General features: G+C 67.6%; 23 protein-coding genes. 10 read left to right on the forward strand and 13 right to left on the reverse strand.

What is annotated here, in order from left to right:
- The first annotated feature begins 19 nt into the window (after positions 1 to 19).
- On the forward strand, positions 20 to 337 hold the full coding sequence (locus L3Q65_RS40550) for a helix-turn-helix domain-containing protein (RefSeq protein WP_237598010.1): 318 nt from the start codon (positions 20 to 22) through the stop codon (positions 335 to 337).
- A gap of 32 nt (positions 338 to 369) precedes the next feature.
- On the opposite strand, the gene L3Q65_RS40555 is transcribed toward L3Q65_RS40550, so the two are convergent.
- Positions 370 to 1,299 (reverse strand): sugar-binding transcriptional regulator, encoded by a 930-nt coding sequence (locus L3Q65_RS40555; RefSeq protein ID WP_182894676.1) that lies wholly within the window; start codon positions 1,297 to 1,299, stop codon positions 370 to 372.
- Between the two features lie 185 nt (positions 1,300 to 1,484).
- On the opposite strand from L3Q65_RS40555, the gene L3Q65_RS40560 reads away from it, so the two are divergent.
- The 6 genes from L3Q65_RS40560 to L3Q65_RS40585 all read left to right on the forward strand — a co-directional run bounded on the left by L3Q65_RS40560 (position 1,485) and on the right by L3Q65_RS40585 (position 7,423).
- Complete coding sequence (locus L3Q65_RS40560; protein ID WP_237598011.1) at positions 1,485 to 2,492, forward strand: zinc-dependent alcohol dehydrogenase family protein; 1,008 nt, start codon at positions 1,485 to 1,487, stop codon at positions 2,490 to 2,492.
- The gene (locus tag L3Q65_RS40565) at positions 2,485 to 3,825 is read left to right on the forward strand and encodes a sugar ABC transporter substrate-binding protein (protein ID WP_182894534.1); all 1,341 of its coding nucleotides are present in this window, start codon (positions 2,485 to 2,487) and stop codon (positions 3,823 to 3,825) included. The genes L3Q65_RS40560 and L3Q65_RS40565 overlap by 8 nt, the downstream gene beginning before the upstream one ends.
- Positions 3,822 to 4,754 (forward strand): carbohydrate ABC transporter permease, encoded by a 933-nt coding sequence (locus L3Q65_RS40570; protein ID WP_182894533.1) that lies wholly within the window; start codon positions 3,822 to 3,824, stop codon positions 4,752 to 4,754. Before L3Q65_RS40565 ends, L3Q65_RS40570 begins: the two co-directional genes overlap by 4 nt.
- Positions 4,755 to 4,861: 107 nt before the next feature.
- Entirely contained in the window at positions 4,862 to 5,632 is a 771-nt protein-coding gene (locus L3Q65_RS40575) for a carbohydrate ABC transporter permease (protein ID WP_182894675.1), read from the forward strand.
- Positions 5,633 to 5,644: 12 nt separating this feature from the next.
- Positions 5,645 to 6,727, forward strand: a complete 1,083-nt coding sequence (locus tag L3Q65_RS40580; protein WP_220508098.1) for an ABC transporter ATP-binding protein — start codon at positions 5,645 to 5,647, stop codon at positions 6,725 to 6,727.
- 126 nt (positions 6,728 to 6,853) lie between these two features.
- Positions 6,854 to 7,423, forward strand: a complete 570-nt coding sequence (locus tag L3Q65_RS40585; RefSeq protein WP_237598012.1) for a DUF3995 domain-containing protein — start codon at positions 6,854 to 6,856, stop codon at positions 7,421 to 7,423.
- Between the two features lies 1 nt (position 7,424).
- On the opposite strand, the gene L3Q65_RS40590 is transcribed toward L3Q65_RS40585, so the two are convergent.
- Positions 7,425 to 8,009 carry a TetR/AcrR family transcriptional regulator gene (locus L3Q65_RS40590; protein ID WP_237598013.1) on the reverse strand — a complete coding sequence of 195 codons (585 nt, stop codon included), beginning with the start codon at positions 8,007 to 8,009 and terminating at the stop codon, positions 7,425 to 7,427.
- A 51-nt stretch (positions 8,010 to 8,060) separates the two neighbouring features.
- Here L3Q65_RS40590 and L3Q65_RS40595 point away from each other — a divergent pair, with 51 nt between their 5' ends.
- Positions 8,061 to 8,864, forward strand: a complete 804-nt coding sequence (locus L3Q65_RS40595) for a class I SAM-dependent methyltransferase (RefSeq protein ID WP_237598014.1) — start codon at positions 8,061 to 8,063, stop codon at positions 8,862 to 8,864.
- A gap of 44 nt (positions 8,865 to 8,908) precedes the next feature.
- Here the strand turns inward: L3Q65_RS40595 and L3Q65_RS40600 are convergent, their stop codons facing one another.
- Genes L3Q65_RS40600 through L3Q65_RS40610 form a run of 3 tightly spaced genes read right to left on the reverse strand, consistent with a single transcriptional unit; the run spans position 8,909 to position 11,586 of the window.
- Complete coding sequence (locus L3Q65_RS40600) at positions 8,909 to 9,103, reverse strand: ferredoxin (RefSeq protein WP_037356317.1); 195 nt, start codon at positions 9,101 to 9,103, stop codon at positions 8,909 to 8,911.
- 40 nt (positions 9,104 to 9,143) lie between these two features.
- Positions 9,144 to 10,349: a cytochrome P450 gene (locus L3Q65_RS40605; protein WP_182894529.1), complete on the reverse strand. Its 1,206-nt coding sequence runs from the start codon at positions 10,347 to 10,349 to the stop codon at positions 9,144 to 9,146.
- Between the two features lie 10 nt (positions 10,350 to 10,359).
- Positions 10,360 to 11,586: a cytochrome P450 gene (locus L3Q65_RS40610; protein ID WP_182894528.1), complete on the reverse strand. Its 1,227-nt coding sequence runs from the start codon at positions 11,584 to 11,586 to the stop codon at positions 10,360 to 10,362.
- Positions 11,587 to 11,791: 205 nt separating this feature from the next.
- On the opposite strand from L3Q65_RS40610, the gene L3Q65_RS40615 reads away from it, so the two are divergent.
- Together L3Q65_RS40615 and L3Q65_RS40620 are read left to right on the forward strand one after the other, a co-directional pair.
- Positions 11,792 to 12,424, forward strand: coding sequence for a TetR/AcrR family transcriptional regulator (locus tag L3Q65_RS40615; RefSeq protein ID WP_182894527.1), 633 nt, complete (start codon positions 11,792 to 11,794; stop codon positions 12,422 to 12,424).
- 141 nt (positions 12,425 to 12,565) lie between these two features.
- A complete protein-coding gene (locus tag L3Q65_RS40620) occupies positions 12,566 to 13,102 on the forward strand; it encodes a DUF4232 domain-containing protein (protein WP_182894526.1) in 537 nt (178 codons plus the stop codon).
- 10 nt (positions 13,103 to 13,112) lie between these two features.
- Here the strand turns inward: L3Q65_RS40620 and L3Q65_RS40625 are convergent, their stop codons facing one another.
- From L3Q65_RS40625 to L3Q65_RS40660, 8 genes are all read right to left on the reverse strand, one after another.
- On the reverse strand, positions 13,113 to 13,961 hold the full coding sequence (locus tag L3Q65_RS40625) for a helix-turn-helix transcriptional regulator (protein ID WP_182894525.1): 849 nt from the start codon (positions 13,959 to 13,961) through the stop codon (positions 13,113 to 13,115).
- A 140-nt stretch (positions 13,962 to 14,101) separates the two neighbouring features.
- Positions 14,102 to 14,341, reverse strand: coding sequence for a hypothetical protein (locus tag L3Q65_RS40630; protein WP_182894524.1), 240 nt, complete (start codon positions 14,339 to 14,341; stop codon positions 14,102 to 14,104).
- 138 nt (positions 14,342 to 14,479) lie between these two features.
- Complete coding sequence (locus L3Q65_RS40635) at positions 14,480 to 15,232, reverse strand: ESX secretion-associated protein EspG (protein WP_182894523.1); 753 nt, start codon at positions 15,230 to 15,232, stop codon at positions 14,480 to 14,482.
- Between the two features lie 11 nt (positions 15,233 to 15,243).
- Complete coding sequence (locus L3Q65_RS40640) at positions 15,244 to 16,548, reverse strand: hypothetical protein (protein WP_237598015.1); 1,305 nt, start codon at positions 16,546 to 16,548, stop codon at positions 15,244 to 15,246.
- Positions 16,548 to 17,129, reverse strand: a complete 582-nt coding sequence (locus tag L3Q65_RS40645) for a DUF3558 domain-containing protein (protein WP_237598016.1) — start codon at positions 17,127 to 17,129, stop codon at positions 16,548 to 16,550. The genes L3Q65_RS40640 and L3Q65_RS40645 overlap by 1 nt, the downstream gene beginning before the upstream one ends.
- Positions 17,130 to 17,164: 35 nt before the next feature.
- Positions 17,165 to 17,596 (reverse strand): hypothetical protein, encoded by a 432-nt coding sequence (locus tag L3Q65_RS40650; RefSeq protein WP_182894520.1) that lies wholly within the window; start codon positions 17,594 to 17,596, stop codon positions 17,165 to 17,167.
- Positions 17,597 to 17,959: 363 nt separating this feature from the next.
- Positions 17,960 to 18,826, reverse strand: a complete 867-nt coding sequence (locus tag L3Q65_RS40655) for an aldehyde dehydrogenase family protein (protein WP_182894519.1) — start codon at positions 18,824 to 18,826, stop codon at positions 17,960 to 17,962.
- Positions 18,819 to 20,252, reverse strand: coding sequence for an aldehyde dehydrogenase family protein (locus L3Q65_RS40660; protein WP_237598017.1), 1,434 nt, complete (start codon positions 20,250 to 20,252; stop codon positions 18,819 to 18,821). The genes L3Q65_RS40655 and L3Q65_RS40660 overlap by 8 nt, the downstream gene beginning before the upstream one ends.
- Position 20,253: the final 1 nt, after the last annotated feature.

The raw sequence follows: 20,253 nt of genomic DNA on the forward strand, positions 1-20,253 counted from the left end.
CAGGAACCGAAAGGTAACCATGGAGTTCATCGCCGACTGCCGCACCCGGCTCGCGTTCGACCTGGTGGCGAACACCTGGCATCCAGTTGTGCTGTGGGCGCTGAAGAACGGCCCGCTGCGGCACGGCGAACTGCGCACGCGCATCGGCGGGATCAGCGCGAAGGTGCTCACCGAGGCGGTGCGCAAGCTGGAACGCGACGGGCTCGTCGAGCGCACGGAGGGGGCGTACCGGCTGACGGAGCTGGGGGTGAGTTTCCTCGGGCCGATCGAGGGCTTCGGAAGGTGGGCGGCGGAGTACGGGGATCGGGTGGTGGAGGCCCAGGCTCGGGTGTCGTGAGTGGCAACGCCGGTTCTAACCGGCGCCAGCCCTCACGAGGGCAGTGGCCTGGCCCGCGCCAGTTCCAGCAGCGGTACGGCCGCCGCGGCGTCGGTGACCAGCGTCGACACCAGCCCGGACCGCAGTACGGCGTCCACCGCTTCGGCTTTCGGCCTGCTGTAACCGATCGCGATCACCTCGGGGACTGCCATCAGCTCCTCGTGGCTGATCGCCAGCACGTGGTGTGCCAGCCCGGTGCCGAGCGAGTTGCCGTCCGAGTCGAACAGCCGCGCGGCGACCTCGGCGGTCGCGCCCCGGGCGGCGATAGCGGCGCGTTCGGCCTCGTCCAGCGCGTCGTACACGGTGGACTCACCGGCCTCCCACGAACCGATGCTCACCACGGCTTTGGTGAGTTTCCCGAACTGGGCGAACGTTTCCGCGATGCCCGGCTGGTGCCGCAGGATCTCGGTGGTCCTCCGGTCGGGCAGCACGAGCGGGCCGAAGATCGGGTACGAATCGCCGCCGGACACCGAGGTCACGCGGCTGACCGTCTCCACCGAACGGCCGCGCATGTCCATTCCGGCCTGCACCCCGCACAACTGCACGATCGGGCAGCGCGGCAGGGTCCGGATCGCCTCGGTCATCGCGTTGACCGACCGCGCCCAGGACAGCCCGATGACATCGTCCGGGGTCGCGATCTCCTCCAGCAGCCGGGCGGCCAGCGCCCCGACCTGCTTGCGGACGACCTCCCTCGGCTCCTTTTCGGATGCTCGTTCGAGCACGAGCACGCGGTCCAGCCGGTAGGCGCGGCGGATGTCGTCGGACAGGTCGACGTCGATCGGCGCCGGCAGGTCGAACTCGATCCGCACCAGCCCGGACTCGAGCGCCGTGTCCAGCATCCGCGCGACCTTGAACCGGCTCATGCCGAACTCGTCGGCGATCTCCAGTTTCGAGGCGCCCTGCACGTAGAACCGCCTGGCCATGGTCGCCAGCAGCAGCGTTTCGGTCAGCGGTAGTGGCCCCTTTTTCCTGCTCACATGAGCAGGATAGCGCAAAAATGAGCTTTGCCGGTTGACGGATCCGCAGGCAGCGGCCTCTAATGCCTACGCATGTTACCTACGGCATAAGTCAAAATCGCTCAAACGAGCATCTTGGAAGGTGATGACGCATGCGCGCCGCGATCGTGGACCGGCCCGGGGAGATCCGGGTCGGCGAGGTTCCCGATCCGAAGCCCGGGGAGCGCCAGGTCGTCGTGAAGGTGGGTGCCTGCGGGATCTGCGGCACGGACCTGCACATCGCCGACGGGCATTTCCCGCCGACCCCGTATCCCATCGTCCCCGGGCACGAGTTCTCCGGGGAGATCGTCGAACTCGGCGCGGACGTGCCCGCCGAGTGGAAGGTCGGCGACCGGGTCGCGGTCGACCCGTCGATCTACTGCGGATACTGCACCCCGTGCCGGTCCGGGCACGGCAATCTCTGCGCGAACTGGAACGCGACCGGCGACACCGTCAACGGCGCCTTCGCCGAGTACGTCGCGGTGCCCGCCGACACCTGCTACCAGATGCCCGACTCGATGACCTGGGAACAGGGCGCGCTGGTCGAACCCGTTTCCTGCGCGGTGCACGGCGTGCGCCGGATCGGCGTGGAGGCGGGCGAACGCTTCCTCGTGGTCGGCGCGGGCACGATGGGCCTGATCATGCAGCAGCTCCTGATTCGCGCGGGCGCACACGTGACGATGGTCGACCGCAATGCGGCACGGCTTCCTCGGGCGACTGATCTCGGCGCGACCGCGGTCGCCTCCGACATGTCCGAATTGGACGACGAACGCTTCGACGCCGCCGTGGACTGCACCGGCGCGGCACCCGCGATCGAGGCGGCTTTCAACGCGCTGCACCGCGGTGGCCGGTTGCTCGTCTTCGGCGTCGCTCCGGCCGAAGCACGCGTCGCGCTCTCGCCGTTCCGCATCTACAACGACGAAATCACCATCGTCGGCTCGATGGCCGTGCTGAACAGCTACGGCAACGCGCTCGACCTCGTCGCGAACGGCTACATCGACACCGAAGCGCTGATCACCGACACTCTGCCGCTGGAGCAGTACCCGGAGGCGCTGGCGAAGATGCGCAGCGGGTCCGGCCTCAAGATCCAGGTGCTGCCCGGAGGTGGCGGCCGTGCGTAAACTCCTGTGCCTCCTTGCCGCGACAGCGTTGTTAGTGACGGGATGCGCCGGAGCCGGGGCGCTCGGCACCGGCGGGCGGACACTGGTCGTCGCGATCGTGTCCAATCCGCAGATGAAGGACGCCATCTCGCTCAAGGGCGAGTTCGAGCAGGCCAACCCCGGGATCAAGCTCAAATTCGTTTCCCTGCCGGAAAACGAGGCCAGGGCGAAGATCACCGCGTCCACCGCCACCCAGGGAGGCGAGTTCGACGTGGTGATGATCAGCAATTACGAGGCTCCGCAGTGGGCGGCCAACGGCTGGCTGGAGAACCTCGAACCGCACATGAAGGCGACGCCGGGATACGACGAGGCCGACTTCATCCCGAGCATCCGGCAGTCGCTGTCGTACGAGAACCAGATGTACGCGGTGCCGTTCTACGGCGAATCGTCCTTTGTGGTCTACCGCAAGGACCTGTTCCAGAAGGCCGGGCTGGACATGCCGGCGCATCCGACGTGGCAGCAGATCGCCGATTTCGCCGCGAAACTCGACGACAAGCAGGCGGGCATCTCCGGGATCTGCCTGCGCGGCAAGCCGGGCTGGGGCGAGAGCCTCGCGCCGTTCACCACGGTCGCGAACACCTTCGGCGCGCAATGGTTCGACAAGGACTGGAACGCGAAGCTGACCAGCCCGGAGTTCACCAAGGCGGCGAACTTCTACGTGAACCTGCTGCGCGACCACGGCGAGGTCGGCGCCTCCAGCGCCGGGTTCACCGAATGCGGCACGAAGTACGCCCAGGGCAACGCCGCGATGTGGTATGACGCCACGTCGATGACCGGCACCACGGAAGACCCGAAGACCAGCCACGTCGTCGGCAAGAACGGCTACGCCGCCGCGCCGGTGGAGAAGACCCAGGCGAGCGGCTGGCTTTACACCTGGGCGCTGGGCATTCCGAAGGTCGGCAAGAACAAGGACGACGCCTGGAAGTTCATGGCGTGGATGACCAACAAGGAGTACGCGAAGAAGGTCGGCCAGACCTACGGCTGGAACCGGGTGCCGCCCGGCACGCGCAAGTCGACCTATGAGATCCCGCAGTACAAGGAAGCCGCCAAGGCCTACGCCCAGCCGACGCTGGACGGCATCGCGGCGGCCAACCAGCAGAAGACGATGGTGAACCCGGTGCCCTACCCCGGCATCCAGTTCGTCGGGATCCCGGAGTTCCAGGATCTCGGCACCCGGGTGAGCCAGCAGTTGTCCGCCGCGATCGCCGGTCAGACCTCCGTCGCCGACGCGCTCGCGCAATCGCAGAAATACGCGGAAACCGTCGGAAAGTCGTATCAGGAGGTGCAGCGATGAGCACCCTCTCCGTCCCCGCCGGAACCGCGCCGGCGACCGCCAAGCCCGCTGCGAAGAAGGTGACCGGTTCGGCCGGGAAACGGCGGCTGCCGCTGCTGCCCGCGTTGATCTTCGTGATCGCGGTGACGCAGATTCCGTTCCTGCTCACCTTGTTCTACTCGTTCCAGTCGTGGAACCTGGTGCGTCCTGGCTCGCGGCATTTCGTCGGTTTCCGCAACTACATCGACGTCTTCACCGACACGACGTTCCTCGGCGCGCTGCTGAACACCGTGGTGCTCACCGTGGTCTGCGTGTTCCTTTCGCTGCTGCTCGGACTCGGGCTCGCAGTGCTGCTGGACCGGAAGTTCCTCGGCCGCGGCTTCGTCCGCACGCTGCTGATCACGCCCTTCCTGATCCTCCCGGCGGCAGGCGCGCTGCTGTGGAAGACCACGGTGTTCGACCCGACGTACGGGTTGCTGCACTTCGTGTTCGGCACGGACACCGACTGGCTTTCGCAGTTCCCGCTGGCCGCGGTGATGGCGCAGATCGTCTGGCAGTGGACGCCGTTCATGACGCTGCTGATCCTCGCCGGGCTGCAGAGCCAGTCGAAGGAGGTGCTGGAGGCGGCGTCGGTGGACGGCGCGAGCCGCTGGCGTACCTTCGTGTCGATCACGCTGCCGCACCTTTCGCGGTTCCTGCAGCTGGCCACGCTGCTCGGCGCGATTTACATCGTGAACAGTTTCGACGCGATTTTCCTGATGACGCAAGGCGGTCCGGGCACGGCCAGCACGAACCTGCCGTTCTACATCTACCAGCGCGCGTTCGAGGGCTTCGACATCGGACAGTCGTCCGCGATGGGCGTGGTGGTGGTCATCCTGACGATGATCGTCGCGACGTTCGCGCTGCGGCTGATGTTCCGCGCGTTCTCCGTGGACGGAGGAGTCAAGTGAGCACCGCAACCGCCACCGCCGCACCCGCCGCTACCGGCACCGCGCCGCCTCCGCGCCGCCGGACCAAACGCCGCTACGGTCCGGGCACGCTCACCGTCGCGACCTGGATCATCGCGATCCTCTTCGTTTTCCCGTTGCTGTGGATGATCCTCACCGCGTTCAAACAGGAGAACGACGCCTACACCGATCCGCCGAAGCTGTTCTTCACTCCGACGTTCGACCAGATATCGAACGTTCTCACCAGCGGTTTCCTGCCGTACCTGGGAAATTCGGCGTTCGTCACGGTGATTTCGACGCTGCTCGTGCTGCTGCTGGGAATCCCAGCCGCGTACGCGCTGTCGCTGGCCCCGGTCAAGGGCACGAAGAACGCGCTGGGCTTCTTCCTGTCGACCAAGATGCTGCCGATCGTGGCCGCGATCATCCCGCTGTACGTGATCTCGCAGAACACCAACCTGCTGGACACGGTGTGGGCGCTGATCATCCTGTACACCGCGATGAACCTGCCGCTCGCGATCTGGATGATGCGGTCGTTCTTCCTGGAAGTGCCCGGCGAAATGATCGAGGCGGCGCGGATCGACGGGGCGAACCTGCCGACGTTGCTGCGCAAGATCATCATGCCGGTGGTCGCGCCCGGGATCGCGGCGACCGCGCTGATCTGCGTGATCTTCTCCTGGACGGAGTTCTTCTACGCGGTCAACCTCACCGCCGCCAGGGCAGGCACCGTGCCGGTCTTCCTGGTCGGCTTCATCACCAGCGAGGGCCTGTACTGGGCTCAGCTGTCCGCCGCCGCGCTGCTGGCCTCGTTGCCGGTGATGATCGTCGGCTGGATCGCGCAGAACCACCTGGTGCGCGGGCTGTCCATGGGCGCTGTGAAGTAAGGGAGAACGCAGATGTCCGCTGAAGTGATTTACGACCAGGCGTCGCGTATCTACCCCGGCAACCCGGGCGTCCGCGCGGTCGACCAGTTGAGCCTCGAAGTGCCGGACGGCGAATTTCTCGTGCTCGTCGGCCCGTCCGGATCGGGCAAGTCCACCGCGCTGCGGATGCTCGCCGGGCTGGAGGACGTCAACGAAGGTGCGATCCGGATCGGCGACCGGGACGTCACCGATCTGCCGCCGAAGGACCGGGACATCGCGATGGTGTTCCAGTCCTACGCGCTCTACCCGCACATGACGGTTGCCGACAACATGGGTTTCGCGTTGAAACTGCGCGGTTTCCCGGCGGCCGACATCAAGAAGCGGGTCGACGAGGCCGCCAAGATGCTGGACCTGTCGCGGTTTCTCGACCGCAAGCCGAAGGCGTTGTCCGGCGGGCAGCGGCAGCGGGTCGCGATGGGCCGGGCGATCGTGCGCGAGCCGAGCGTGTTCCTGATGGACGAGCCACTGTCCAATTTGGATGCGAAATTGCGGGTGGAAACCCGCGCCAACATCGCGAAACTCCAGCAACGGCTCGGCACGACGACCATCTACGTGACCCACGACCAGGTCGAGGCCATGACGATGGGCGACCGGGTGGCCGTGCTGAAGGACGGCGTGCTGCAGCAATGCGCTTCGCCGCGGTCGCTGTACGAGAAGCCGGAGAACTCGTTCGTGGCCGGTTTCATCGGGTCGCCTGCGATGAACCTGGCGACGCTGCCGCTGTCCGACGGCGGCGTGCAGCTGGGCGACCTGGTCGTGCCGCTGCCCACCGAGGTGCGGACCGCGGCGGCTGGGCTGTCGGAGATCGTCTTCGGCATCCGGCCGGAGTCGCTGCGCCTGGTCGGCGAGGCCGACGACGGCTTCGAGCTGGTGGTGGAGCTCGTCGAGGAACTGGGCGCGGACGCGTACCTGCACGGCAAGGTCGGCGACGACCGGTTCGTGGTCCGGGTCGACGGACGGACGCCGCCGCGGATCGGCGACAACGTCCGGGTGGCGTTGCGCGGCGAGGGCGAGACGCACGCGTTCGATCCGAAGACGACGCTGCGGCTGGGCTGAGTGTGTCGTGAGTGTTCATGCCGGTTAGAACCGGGATGAACACTCACGACCCCCTACCTCTCGCGAGGGATGCGCCTCCCCCTTGCGCCTGATCCCTTCTGCCGCGCGCCAGACGACGCTGGACGCATGTCGTCGAAGCAAGCCGAGTTGCGCAGATGGCCGGGTTACGCGGCCGCGGCCTGGGGTCTCTTGTTCGCGATCCCCAGCTTCGTCTGGGCAACCGGCAGTACGTTCGGCGCGCAGTCGACTGTGTCGCCGTCGCTGGTGAAGCTCGCCCAGGACCGGGTGCCGTGGTTTGTGGCCGTCCTGGTGATCACCGGGCTGCTGAAGGTTTTCGGCGCAGTGGTCGGCGTCAGTCTGACGCGGCCGCGCGGCCGGTGGCTCAGCCAGACGATGGTGTTCTGCGGCGGTGGCGCCGCGATCCTGCTTACCTGGCACGGCGGGCTGTTCGTCGTGCAGGGCGTGCTGGTGAAGACCGGAGCCGTGACCGTCGATCCAGCGCTGAGCGAGCTGGTCGGCTGGTATCTCTACCTCTGGGGCCCATGGTTCATCGTCGGCGGTATCGCGTTCGCGGTGGCTGCCGCGCGGTATGTCCTGGACCGCGACGACCGACGCACGCTGACTCGGTACGGAGTGGTCGGCGCGCTCGGTGCGTTGGCGTTGTCGGTGGCCGCGGTCGCGACGGGAATCGGGTGAGTCAGCGGAGGGAACCGGCGAGGACAGTGCTCGCCATCTGGCGAACGGCTTCCTCGCTGGGCGGTTCCCCGGTGCGATCCGCGAAGAGCAGGTGACCGGCTCCGATGAGCGTCGGGGCCAGTGTCTGCACATCCGCACCCGGGGCGATCCGGCCGAGTTCTTGTTCTGCGGCAAGGTAATTCGCCAGCACGTGCGCCGCGTCGGTCGCCAACGGGATCCCCGGACCTGGCCGCGCGGCACGGAGCCGGTGCCGCAGTTCGTCGCGGAAGGTGATCAGGGCGACGATCGACACCGCGACCGACGAGAAGACCTCGGTGAGCACCTCGGCCACGGTTTCGACCAGGTCGCCGGTCCCGGCGTGCAGGTCGTCCGCGCGGGCTTCGAGACGATGGATCCGGTCGAGCACCAATGCGGCGAGGAAAGCGTCGAAATCCTCGAAATGCCGGTGCAGCACGCCCTTCGCGCAATCCGCCTCGGCGGTGACGGCGCGGCTGGTGAGTCCGCTGGGTCCCGCGCGCAGCAAAACCCGTTCCGCGGCGTCGAAAAGCTGAGCGCGAACGTCGCGGAGATGGATCCCGGTGGGCAACTCGAAGGTCCTTCCTGGCCATAGTGGGCGCTTGCCCACTATGGTGGGCGCATGCCCACTTTACCTCGTCCCGAACCGCATCAGCACCGGACCATGGCGGAGTCGTTCGGCGTCGATCCCGAGCGCTACGACCGGGCCCGCCCGCGTTACCCGGAAGAACTGGTGACCGCTGTCCTCGCGGCCAGTCCGGGAAGCGAACTGCTCAACGTCGGCTGTGGAACCGGCATCGAAGGGCGGCAATTCCACGCCCGCGGCGCCGTGGTGCTCGGCGTCGAGCCGGACGCGCGGATGGCGGAGTTCGCCCGGCGCGTTTTCCCGGTCGAGATCGCGAAATTCGAGGATTGGGACCCAGCCGGGCGGACGTTCGACGCCCTCGTGTCCGGGCAGGCGTGGCACTGGGTCGATCCGGCCGCGGGAGCCGCGAAGGCCGCGCAGGTGCTCCGCCCGGGCGGCCGGTTCGTCGCGTTCTGGCACGTCTTCATGCCGCCGGAAGAAATTTCGCTGGCGCTGGCGGACGCGTTGCGCAGGGCGATGCCGGATTCGCCGTTCAGCGGCAACTACCTGAAAAGCCCCAGCCCCGACGCCTATCAGCCGATGCTCGACAAAGCCGCGGACGGATTGGCCGGGACCGGCGCGTTCGGCACGGCGGAGAACTGGCATTACGCGTGGACGCAGGACTACAGCCGCGACGAATGGCTGGACCTGCTCGCCACGCAGGGCGGCGTCACCGTGGCGACGCCGGAGCAGCGCGACCAGATTCTGGCCGAGGTCGGCGCGGCGATCGACGCCCGCGGCGGACGGCTGACGACGAACTACTCGACCGCCGCGGTGACCGCCGTCCGCGTTGCCTCGTGAGTGCTTACCCCGGTTAGAACCGGCATAAGCACTCACGAGGTGCGTCACTCCTCGAGCGAAAGCGCTTGGCTCGGGCAGATGTTCACGGCTTCGCGCGCCTTCTCGACCAGTTCGCCGTCCGGAGTGTCGTTGAGGACGATGACCGTGCCGTCGTCCTCGCTCTGGTCGAACAGCGCGGGCTCGGTGAGCACGCACTGGCCCGCGCCGACGCACTTGCCGGTGTCCGCGATGATCTTCATGATGGCCTCTTCCTGGCTTGTGGTGGGAGCACTCTGATCTCTACCAGGTCACCGGCAACTGGTACAGGCCGAAGATCGTGGCGTCCTTCTTCACCGGCAGCTGGTCGGCCGGGAGCGTGCACGTGAGCGTCGGGACCCGGCGGAACAGCGTGTCGAACACGATTTGCAGCTCCATCCGCGCCAGGTTCTGGCCGAGGCACTGGTGCGGTCCGAACCCGAACGCGACGTGGTGGCGCGCGCCGCGTTCGAGGTCGAGCTTTTCCGGGCTCTCGAACACCTCCGGGTCCCAGTTCGCGGCGTAGCCCAGTACGAGCACGCCCTCGCCCGCCTTGATCGTGACGCCGCCGATCTCCACGTCCTCGGTCGCGACCCGCGCGGTCGCGCCTTCGACGATCGTGAAGTAGCGCAGCAGTTCCTCGACCGCGAGCAGCGTCTTGCCCGGATCGGCCTCGATCGTCGCGCGCTGCCCCGGGTTCTCCAGCAGCCCGATGGTGCCGAGCGAGATCATGTTCGCGGTGGTCTCGTGCCCGGCGACCAGCAGCAGGAACGACAGCCCGATCATCGCGTCGTGGTCGTAAGTGCCTTCCTCGCGACGCTTGACGATCTGCCTGCCGAGCAGGTCGTCGGTCGGGTCCTTCTCCTTCGCCGCGACGAGGTCGCTGAGGTACGCGCGCAGTTCCTCGGAGGCCTTCTTGCGATCCTCGATGCTGGTGCTGCGCCGGATGAGCGCCATGGTGCGCTCTTGGAAGTAGTCGTGATCGGCGTACGGGACCCCGAGCAATTCGCAGATCACCAGCGACGGCACCGGCAGCGAGAGCTTTTCCACCAGGTCAGCCGGTTTCGGCCCGGCGAGCAACTCGTCGATGAGACCGTCGACGATCTCCTGGATCCGCGGCCGCATCGCCTCGACGCGCTTCACGGTGAACTCGCCGAGCACCTCCCGGCGGGCCTGGCCGTGCTCGGGCGCGTCCATCCCGATCATGGCTTTCTGCTTGGTGTTGGTGAGGATCGCGGCCCCGCCCTCGGCCAGGAACGGGAAATTGGGCAGGAACCGGTCGGACGAGAACCGGCGGTCGCCGAGGATCTGCCGCGCTTCCTCGTGCCGCGAGGCCACCCAGGCCTCTTTGCCGCCGGGTATCCCCACGCGGGTGAGCGCGCTCTGCTCGCGCATCCGGACGTACTGCTCCGGCTGCGAGAACGGGCAGGTGCGGGCGACCGGCATGCGGAGTTCTTCAGTGGCAGTCATCGTTTCCCCTTCACCAGGTCACCGGGAGGCAGTACAGCCCGAAGACGCCGGAGTCGTGTTTGAACGGCAACTGGTCGACCGGCGCGGCGAGACGCAGCGTCGGAATGCGGCGGAACAACGTGTCGAACACGATCTGCAGTTCCATCCGGGCGAGGTTCTGGCCGAGGCATTGGTGCGCGCCGAAGCCGAACGCGACGTGGTGGCGGCCGCCGCGGGTGATGTCGAGCCGCTCGGGCTCGGGGAAGACCTCGGGGTCGAAGTTGGCCGCGTAGCTCAGGCCGAGGACGCCCTCTCCGGCCTTGATGGTGACGCCCGCGATGTCCACGTCTTCGAGGGCGACGCGGGTGGTGGCGAATTCGGCGATGGTGAAGTAGCGCAGCAATTCCTCGACGGCGTCGAGGGTTTTGCCCGGATCCTCCTTGATGGCGGCGAGCGCGTCCGGGTTCTCCAGCAACGCGACGGTGCCGAGCGAAATCATGTTCGCGGTGGTCTCGTGCCCGGCGATGAGCAGCAGGAAGGCCAGCGACACGAGATCGTCGTGGTCGTAGTCGCCCTCCTCGCGTTTCTTCGCGATCTGGCGGCTGAGGAGATCGTCCGCCGGCGCGGTTTCCTTCGCGGAAACCAGATCGGACAGGTAGTTCTGCATCGCTTCGACTGACTTGCTGCGCTCTTCGAAGCCCGTTTCGCGGTTGAGAAGCCGTGAGCTGTGCGTCTGGAAGAAGTCGTGGTCGGCGTACGGGACGCCGAGCTGCTCGCAGATCACCAGCGAAGGCACCGGAAGCGAAAGCGCGGACACCAGGTCGGCGGGCTGGTCGCCGGCCAGCATCGCGTCGATGTGCTGGTCCACGATCTCCTGGATGCGCGGCTGCAGCGCTTTCATCCGCTTGACGGTGAACTCGCCGACGACGCTGCGCCGGGCCGGACCGTGTTCCGGCGCGTCCATCGCGATCAGCGACGGGCGCAGCCTCGGCCGGCGCTGCTGGCCGTCCTTGAACAGGACCGGGAAGCCGGGATTGAAGCGGTTCGAGCTGAACCGCGGGTCGTTCAGCATCGCCCGCAGGTCCTCGTGCCGGTTGAGCACCCAGGCGCGCTGGCCGGTGTGCTCGAGCTCGACATAGTGCGCGCGAGCGTCGCGGAACCGGTCGTACTCCGGCGGCGGCGCGAACGGGCAGGTGCGCTTCATCGGGAATGCGGCCTGCTCAGGCTGGGTGCGGCTGGGCTGGGCGACTTCGGTCATCAGAACCCCCTGTGGTGGGTTTGCCCCGTTACGGAATGAATGTGGAGGATTACATTCCGGTTCACTGCCCAAGGTACCGAAGTGGAGGATCGTCGTCCACTAGCAACGGGGTGACAATTGCTGTCCGCCCCCGGTCGCCGGCACGTTTGCGCAGCTGGCCCGGCGTGCGAGAATGCGCGCCAACCGGGAAGAGGGAAGGCCGGGTATGAGTGCAGACCCCGAGACGCCGCTGCGGGCGGACGCGCAACGCAACCGCGACCAGATCATCGCCGCGGCTCGCGTCATCTTCGCCAGCCATGGTCCCGAGGTCCCGATGGAGGAGATCGCGCGCGCGGCAGGCGTCGGCGTAGGCACCCTCTACCGGCGATTCCCGGACCGCGACGCGCTCATCCGCGCGGTGGCGGTGGACAATTTCGCGGGCGTGCTGGACAACGCGCGGCGGCTGTCGGTGGAAGCGCCGACGGCATGGGAAGCGTTGGTGCAGCTGCTCTACCACGGCGCGGAACTGCAGTTGTCGATGCAGTTGTCGATGCTGTCGCAGCGGGCGCACGACATTCTCAAGGACGATCCCGACGTGGCGCACCTGCGCGAAGCGGTGCTGCTTGAGGTCGAAGGGCTGGTCGACCGGGCGCAAGCCGAGGGGACGCTGCGCAAGGACGTGGGCGCGGGAGACGTCGCGGTGCTGTTCGCCCGGCTGATCCGCCAGTTGCCCGCGCACCGGTTGAAATCGCCGGAGATCGCGACGGCCCGCAATATCGCGATCATGATCGACGGTCTGCGTGCCGGTCCGGCCACCACGCTGCCGGGGCGGCCGATCCACAAGGAAGACTTGCTCTGACCGTTTCTTCAGACGCGACGGGCCGCTTGGGGTTGCTCCGGCGGGGGTGATCTCACAACGGGCCATCGCCTTCCGGGTGCGGACGTCTTATCTCGTGAAAGCCGGTGCGGAGCCGCCGGAAAACGCGAGAGGGGACGAAACATGAAGAACATCCGCCGCATTGCCGTTGCTGTCGCGGTCGCCGGAGGCGCGGCCGCGGTCTTCGCCGGGACGGCCGGCGCCACGACCGCGGACTCGTCGGCGCTTCCGTGCACGGCGAACCAGTTCAGCACCAAGCTCGTCTACGGCGGGGCAGGCGCTGGCCAGCGCAACGCCGCGCTGCAGTTCACCGCGAACGAGGGCGAACGGTGCGTGCTGTCCGGCCGGGCTGACGTCAACCTGGTCGGCGCGCACAACGTCCTGGTCAACAACGAAGCTCCGGCCGACGCGCCGCCGGTGCTGATCGCGAACGGTTCGTCGGCGTACGTGCCGCTGCACTGGACCGCGATCGGATCCGACGACGAGCAGCAGACGCCGAACGCGATGACCATGACCGCTCCGGCCGACTCCAACCCGCACGGGGACCCGATCGACCCGAACGTGACGGTGGACTGGACCTTCGGCGCGGTGGACGCCGGGGCCGACAGCCACACCATCGACGTCGGCGCGGTGACGGCGGGCCAAGCGCCTGCCGCGTAAGGGATTCCGGTCAGCCGGGCGGGGCTGCGCGGGTGAGCGAATCGAGCACCCGCAGCAGCACCGCCCTGGCGGCGTCGCCCTCGGCCGCGACTGTCCACAGTAGATCCGCGACCTCGTGGTACGGGTCGACGTCGCTCGCGATGTGCTCGCCCTCGGGGGTTTCGACCATCGCGACGTCGTCGACGACCCAGAAGTCCGAGGTGACCGGGTAGGGCACGACGACGTCCGCGGGGATGATGCCGAAGCGGATGTTGGGGGTGCCGAGCAGTGCGAGCAGCTTGTGCACCTGCCCGATCATCACCTCCCGCGGCGCGTTCGGATAGCGCAGCGCGGCCTCGGAGGTGAGCAGTTCGATGGTCCGGCCGGGTTCGTAGAGGATCTGCTGGCGCTGCATCCGCGCCCGGACCGCCTCGGTGATGTCCTGTCCGCCGCCGTGGATCCGGGCGTGGGCGAGCAGGGTATGCCGCGCGTACTCCGGGGTTTGCAGTAATCCGGAGACAATTCGGAGGTCTACTGCACGAATTCGTAGAGCTCTGGCCTCCCGGGCAATGGATTCCTCTTGTCTGGCCCGGTGTCCTTCGCGGACTTTGTCTTTCCAGCTGGCGTGTGCGTCGCGGACCTCGACCAGTTGCTCCCGCAACTGCGCGGCCAGTTCCGGCGGCCCGCCGACGGCGGCGACCCAAGCGTCGAGGTCGTCGTCGCCGACGGTCTGCCTGCCGTTTTCGATTTTGCTGACCTTGGGCGCGTTCCAGCCGATGGCCTTGGCGAAATCCTTTCCGGTCTCGTAGCCCGCGTCGACCCGGAGCCGGCGCAGGCGATCGCCAAGCTCTGCCCGGCGTTTCTCGAAACTGGTAGGCACTCGCCCTCGCTATCGCATGCGGAATTCCTCGAACCCGATGGCATCTTCCCACACCTGGGGTCGAGTTTCGAGAAATCCTGGGCGACTAGTGCGTCTGAATCGCCGGGCTGCCCTTGCCTCGCCTGCGCCGGTCGTCGCGCTCAGGCTTCCTGCGGGAAGAACTTGAGCAGGCCAACGGGGATTTCGACGGCCGTCTCGGTGTCCGGCATGCCGCGTTCGCGCAGTTGCCGCAGCGCCTGCTCGTCGGTGACCCGGTATCCCTGGACGACGTACGTGCCGCGGTTGGTGCGATAAGCGTTGGGGCAGTTGCCGCCCGCGCTGGTGGTGCCGAGGAACTCGAGGGCGAGTGCTGCTTCGGGCTGAGCGGGATGCGGGGTCATGCGGAGTCCTCCTGACGTGCTGACGGCGCCTGTACCGGACACGGGGTAGTCGAAATTTCCCCAATGGCTCATGTTGGCAGAGAATTTCGCGAAAGGATAGAGGTGTGGCGCGAAATGTTGAGGGCCGGTGATCTTCGTTCAGGCAAGTTCGGCGAGCGTCAGCGTGAGCGCGTCGACGAGGTGGGCGCGGGTGCCGGAGTAGACGTTGATCTGCAGCCCGCCCGCGCCGTCCGGGCTGACGAAACTGAGCACGCGCCCGCGTCCGGTGAGGTCGATCGCGGACAGCGGGGTGCTGTGCGTCCGGCTGCCGTCCTGCCCGCGGACGGCGACGTGCATCAGGTGCACCGCGTCGCGCCGGGCTCGCATCAGATGCCGCAATTCGTCCGCGCTGGCCGACGATTCGGCGAGCGGATCGGCGGAGGCACTGTCGTAGTAGTCCTTGGGCACCTTGAGCGGCCGCAGCTTCGCCGGATCGCAGCCAGGCAACAGATCGACCAGGCTGCCACCGATGTCGCGCGGGGAAACAGGTTCGAGTTGCACGGACCGGTTGTCCGTCACGAGCCGCACCGCCTCCCGCCCGGCCGCCGCGACGAGAATCGCCCCGTTGTCCCCGCGCCGGGCGCCGAAATCGCTCCAGGAGTACACCTCGCGCCGGGCCTCGGCGAGAAGTTCGAGAGTGTCGCGCAACCGCGGACTGGGCGCACCGCTCGCCGCGAGCCCGAACCGGGCCAGCAACCCGTACGACTGGACCCGGAGCTTGTCCGCGAACTCGTCGGTCATGAACATCGGCGCGTGCTCGACCACGACGGGCGGGTCGCCGAGTTTCTCGTGCCCCCACACGGCGAGAAACGCCAACCGGGGCATCCGGACCGGTCTCTCGAGGATCGGCATCGCGCGTCCCCTTAGCCGCCGATGGTCGGTGGCGTCGGAGGCAGACCGGTGCGCGGATCTACGGCGCGGTCGCCGTCGTCGTCGGTGAGGGAGAAGGCCGAGTCGGATTCCAGGCCGTATTTGCGGTGGTGGTCTTGGGGGTCTTCGTCTTTGCGGCGGTTCGGGGTTGGGCCGCTCACGCCTGGGGCGCCTCGGGAACCGGGTGTGCCGCGGGTTGGGGTGGTTGTTGGGCGTGGTTCTTCGCCGGTGCCTTTTCCCGCGCCGGTGCCCGCACCAGCGCCTTTTCCTGTGCCCGTGCCCGGTCTTGGCGACGGGGCGCTCGTTCGGCTGCGGGGTTCGCCCGGGAGCTTGTTTTCCCTTTCAGCCCGCTTGCCTGCGCCCCGTCCACCGTCGTGGCCCACGGTTCCTTGCGCGGGAATCCCCGGCGTCCCCGTGCTGCTGCCACTCCCGGATCCGCCGGTGTAGGGCGCACCGCTGGGCGAACCCGTGGCCGTCGCCGGATCCGGCGACCATCCGGAGACCGTCGTGCGCTCGTCGGGTCCCGGTGCCCTGCCCGGTCCGGGTTTCGCGCTGGGGCCTTGCGGTACAGCAGCCCCGCTCACCGGCGGCGCAGCGGTCGGCGGATGCCCTGAGTTTCGCGGTTCCGGGAAATGCGGTGCCTCGTCAGGTCTTCGCCGCGCCTTCATCCGCGATCCGGCGGTGTTGCTCCGCCCGCCGAAATCGTCGAGCCGCCCGTAGTCGGTTTGCAGTTGCCGGCTCCCCGTACGGGCGTGCTGGACGTAAGCCTGATAGCGATCGACGTTCTGCTGGGCCATCGCGTTGTAATGGTTGATCTCCTTCTCCGCGTCGGTGTCCCACGGAGAAATCCGATCGAGGAAGGTCAACTGCGGCGGCTTGTCCGGCATCGGCTGCAGGGAGGTTTTCATCGCGTCGAACCCGTGCGCGACGTCGGACAAATTGGCGCTGTTGGTGGTGTAAATCGCCGCGGACACGGACGCGATCTCCGCCAGGGCGCGGATCCGAGTCCGCGCGGCATCCGCGGCCCGCCCGGTCCAGGCCGATTCGAGCCCGGTGCTCATGCGGGAGACGAGATCGCCGGCGTCGTGATGCTGGCTGCTGAGCTGCGCGGCCTGGCTGGCCCCGTCGTGCCACCCGGACGTTCCCGGCCCGCCGAGCACCTTCTGTGCCAGCTCAGGCGCGGGCACGGCTTCGGCGCCGGTGCTGCCGCAGAGCGCCGCGGAATAGAACTTGCCGAGATCGTCGACGCGCTCGCCGACCCCATGGCCGACGTCCTCGATCATCTCCAGGAAACCCATCACGAACCCGCCCGCCGCCGAAGATTGGCGATGACCATGTCGGCCGCCTGCCCCGCCACGGTGCAGGAGTCGGTGTTGCCTTTCTTGCTCTCGCCGAGGGTGATCGTCACGTCGACGGACAGGTCGTCCGCGGTGCCGACGCTGACCTGGCACAGGTCGTCTCCGAGATCGGCCCTGAACGCGACCGCGGGAAAACCTTGGACGGGAGGAAGCGGCCGCCAGAGTTTCGACTTCGGTTTGCTGTTGTGGTAGACGGCGCTGAGCCCCTGGCGATCCTCGGTGACGTAACCCGTGCTGACCGCGGAGCCGGAATCGATGTTGCTCCACCAGCAACTCGGTCCGAGCCCGGCGATATTCCTGAGCTTGCCTGCCGGCGCGACCGAGATGATGCGTTCCACCTGATCCGCGGTCAACGCGGTCTCGCACGGATTTCCGGAAAGGGCGCTCGCGGGCAGCGGATGCTCGACTTTGGGCGCACCGCTGTGCGGCAGTGCATTGGCTGCTGAGGTCGCGGGCGCCGGTGAAGCGGGGGGAGCGGGTGCTGGGCTGCCGCCACAGGCGGTGCCGAGGGCGACGATCACAGCTGCGACCAGAAGCGCGGGCGGGAGGCGGCGCATCATCCGGCAAGCCCTTCAGGCCGCGTGCCCGCGGTTTTGACGTCCTTGGCCGCGGCTTCGTCGGAACTTTCGGTGATTCCGAGTGCCTTCTCCAGCTTTCGCACCAGCTCGTCGGCGTAACGGTGCATCCGCTCGACGTTCGCGAGACCGGCTCCGAACGCGCCGGTTGATTGCCCGTCTCCGACCAGATTCGAGTTGTAAGAGTTGCTCGCGAACTCGTCGGCAGGGGGAGCGAGCCGGGTCAGGCTGTTCGCTATCTGCCGCATCTCGTTGAACTGTTCGCGGGCCTGTTTGGCCAGGTTGAGCATGCTCCGGGCGTCGTCGCGGCTCATGGTGAAGCCGGGGCCGGGCGGTGCGGCTCGGGTGTCGGCGATGGTGAAGGCGAAGTCCGGCAACCAGTTCTTACCTGCGTCAGCGGCAGGCTGGTCCATGTCCTCGCCCTCCCCAAGACACGGCGGACATTTCGCGCAACGGTCGGTTCGGTGCCTCGCGGCGCTATTCACCGTAGCCGACCGAGCACGACAAGTCGTGGGGGTCGAGTGCATTCGCAGGAAATCGGCAAGGGATTCGCGCAATTGGTCGAATGTGACTGCGACGAGGGAATGCAGCTGCGGAAATCTTTGTCCGGAAAAGCGGCGGTACGGCTTCCTGGGTGCAGGGCGGCTCACTCTACTCCTTCTTGGTTGGCCGCCCAACCCAAGTCCAATCCTGCCCGGCGCGCAATTTTTCGAATGGCCGCAGACAAAACCGCCGTTCCGGGTTAACCGGAACGGCGGTCTGGGTGCACTCGAATGTCAGACACCCATGGGGTGCCAGACGGTTTTCGCCTCCAGGTACCGCCGGAGGCGGGACAGGTCTGGTTCTGCCGTCCAGTCCGGTTCGGAGTCGGGGACGGACAGGACTCGTTTCACTGTCCCGGCGGCTTCCTGGGCCAGGGTGACGCGGTCTTCGGGGGTGGCGCCGGTCGGGTCGAGGGCGTTGACGTCTCCGTGCGAGGCCAGCCAGGGGCCCAGTTCCGCGGCGTGGCCGGTCAGGATGTTGGCGACGCCGCCGGGAACGTCGGAGGTGGCCAGTACCTCGGACAGGGTGATGGCGGGCAGGGGGCGGTCCGCGCTGGAGACCAGGACCGCCGTCGAGCCGGTGGCCAGGACGGGGGCCAGGACTGTCACCAGGCCCAGCAGGGAAGACTCTTGCGGGGCAAGGACGCCGACGACGCCGGTGGGCTCGGGTGTGGTGAAGGAGAAGTACGGGCCGGCGACGGGGTTGGCGGCGCCGAGGACCGAGGCGATCTTGTCGGTCCAGCCCGCGTACCACACCCAGCGGTCGATGGCGGCGTCCACAAGGGACTCAGCCTTCTTCGCGGGGATGCCCTCGCAGGCGGCTACCTCGGCGGCGAACTGGGCGCGGCGGCCCTCCATCACCTCGGCGACGCGGTAGAGCACCTGGCCTCGGTTGTAAGCAGTTGCCGACGACCAACCGGGGAACGCCTTGCGCGCGGCGGACACCGCGTCGCGCAGGTCTTTGCGTGACGCGTGGGCCGCGTTGGCCAGGAAAGCGCCTTTGGCGTCGGTAACGGGGTAGACCCGGCCCGATTCCGAGCGCGGGAATTTGCCGCCGAGATAGAGCTTGTAGGTTTTGGCGACGGAAATCCGGTCAGACATTGAGGTAGGCCTCCAAACCGGTGCGCCCGCCTTCGCGGCCGAAACCGGACTCCTGGTAGCCGCCGAAGGGAGCGGCCGGGTCGAAACGGTTGAACGTATTGGCCCACACAACGCCTGCCCGGAGCTGGTTCGCCATCCACAGAATGCGCGAACCCTTTTCGGTCCAGATGCCCGCGGACAAGCCGTACGGCGTGTTGTTCGCCTTCGCCACGGCCTCTTCCGGCGTGCGGAAGGTGAGGACCGACAGCACCGGGCCGAAGATCTCCTCGCGGGCGATCCGCATCGACTGGTGGACTTCGGAGAACACCGTCGGCGCGAAGAAGAACCCGCGGTCCGGCACCGGGCACGGGCTGGTCCAGCGCTGCGCGCCTTCCGCGTCGCCGGATTCGACCAGGCCGCGGATTTTCGCCAGCTGCTCGGCGGAGTTGATCGCGCCGAGGTCAGTGTTCTTGTCCAGCGGGTCGCCCAGGCGCAGCGTCGACACCCGGTACCGGAGCTTCTCCAGCACCTCCTCGGCCACCGATTCCTGTACCAGCAGCCGCGAGCCCGCGCAGCAGACGTGGCCTTGGTTGAAGAAGATCCCGTTGACGATCCCCTCCACCGCCTGGTCCAGGGGAGCGTCGTCGAACACGACGTTCGCGGCCTTGCCGCCGAGTTCCAGCGTCAGCTTCTTGCGGGTGCCCGCGACGGTCCGCTGGATCAGCTTGCCGACCTCGGTGGAGCCGGTGAACGCGATCTTGTCGACGTCCGGATGCTCCACAATGGACGCTCCGATGTCGCCGGCTCCCGGCAGGATGTTCACCACGCCCGGCGGCAGCTCGGCCTGCTGGCAGATCTCGGCGAACACCAGCGCGGTCAGCGGAGTGGTCTCGGCGGGCTTCAGCACGACGGTGTTGCCGGTGGCCAGCGCCGGCGCGATCTTCCACGCCAGCATCAGCAGCGGGAAGTTCCACGGGATCACCTGGCCCGCGACGCCGAGCGGCTTCGGGTCCGGGCCGTAGCCCGCGTAGCCGAGCTTGTCCGCCCAGCCCGCGTGGTAGAAGAAATGCGCGGCCGCGGTGGGCACGTCGGAATCGCGCGACTCCTTGATCGGCTTCCCGTTGTCCAGCGTTTCCAGCACCGCCAGTTCGCGCGAGCGTTCCTGGATCAGCCGCGCGATGCGGAACAGGTACTTCGCCCGCTCGCTGCCCGGCATTTTCGACCAGACCGACGTGTACGCCTTGCGCGCGGCCTTCACCGCGGTGTCCACATCGGAAGCCGACGCGGTGCCGACCTCGGCGAGGATCTCCTCGGTAGCCGGGTTGACCGTCTTGAGCGGCTCGCCGGAACCGTCGACGAACTCGCCGTTGACGAACGGCTTGTACTGCTCCTTCAGATTGGCCAGTGCGCGCGATTCCGGCGCGGGCGCGTATTCGAAGATGCCCATG

Source organism: Amycolatopsis sp. FU40 (assembly GCF_021903635.1).
GTDB lineage: Bacteria > Actinomycetota > Actinomycetes > Mycobacteriales > Pseudonocardiaceae > Amycolatopsis > Amycolatopsis dendrobii.

Coding starts and splice junctions, on each gene's coding strand:
- L3Q65_RS40610 (WP_182894528.1), bottom strand. CDS start 11,586: ATGACCGAAGTCGCCCAGCCCAGCCGCACCCAGCCTGAGCAGGCCGCA.
- L3Q65_RS40650 (WP_182894520.1), bottom strand. CDS start 17,596: ATGGACCAGCCTGCCGCTGACGCAGGTAAGAACTGGTTGCCGGACTTC.
- L3Q65_RS40555 (WP_182894676.1), bottom strand. CDS start 1,299: ATGGCCAGGCGGTTCTACGTGCAGGGCGCCTCGAAACTGGAGATCGCC.
- L3Q65_RS40550 (WP_237598010.1), top strand. CDS start 20: ATGGAGTTCATCGCCGACTGCCGCACCCGGCTCGCGTTCGACCTGGTG.
- L3Q65_RS40605 (WP_182894529.1), bottom strand. CDS start 10,349: ATGACTGCCACTGAAGAACTCCGCATGCCGGTCGCCCGCACCTGCCCG.
- L3Q65_RS40655 (WP_182894519.1), bottom strand. CDS start 18,826: ATGTCTGACCGGATTTCCGTCGCCAAAACCTACAAGCTCTATCTCGGC.
- L3Q65_RS40635 (WP_182894523.1), bottom strand. CDS start 15,232: ATGCCGATCCTCGAGAGACCGGTCCGGATGCCCCGGTTGGCGTTTCTC.
- L3Q65_RS40600 (WP_037356317.1), bottom strand. CDS start 9,103: ATGAAGATCATCGCGGACACCGGCAAGTGCGTCGGCGCGGGCCAGTGC.
- L3Q65_RS40615 (WP_182894527.1), top strand. CDS start 11,792: ATGAGTGCAGACCCCGAGACGCCGCTGCGGGCGGACGCGCAACGCAAC.
- L3Q65_RS40595 (WP_237598014.1), top strand. CDS start 8,061: ATGCCCACTTTACCTCGTCCCGAACCGCATCAGCACCGGACCATGGCG.
- L3Q65_RS40620 (WP_182894526.1), top strand. CDS start 12,566: ATGAAGAACATCCGCCGCATTGCCGTTGCTGTCGCGGTCGCCGGAGGC.
- L3Q65_RS40570 (WP_182894533.1), top strand. CDS start 3,822: ATGAGCACCCTCTCCGTCCCCGCCGGAACCGCGCCGGCGACCGCCAAG.
- L3Q65_RS40660 (WP_237598017.1), bottom strand. CDS start 20,252: ATGGGCATCTTCGAATACGCGCCCGCGCCGGAATCGCGCGCACTGGCC.
- L3Q65_RS40580 (WP_220508098.1), top strand. CDS start 5,645: ATGTCCGCTGAAGTGATTTACGACCAGGCGTCGCGTATCTACCCCGGC.
- L3Q65_RS40640 (WP_237598015.1), bottom strand. CDS start 16,548: ATGGGTTTCCTGGAGATGATCGAGGACGTCGGCCATGGGGTCGGCGAG.
- L3Q65_RS40560 (WP_237598011.1), top strand. CDS start 1,485: ATGCGCGCCGCGATCGTGGACCGGCCCGGGGAGATCCGGGTCGGCGAG.
- L3Q65_RS40585 (WP_237598012.1), top strand. CDS start 6,854: ATGTCGTCGAAGCAAGCCGAGTTGCGCAGATGGCCGGGTTACGCGGCC.
- L3Q65_RS40630 (WP_182894524.1), bottom strand. CDS start 14,341: ATGACCCCGCATCCCGCTCAGCCCGAAGCAGCACTCGCCCTCGAGTTC.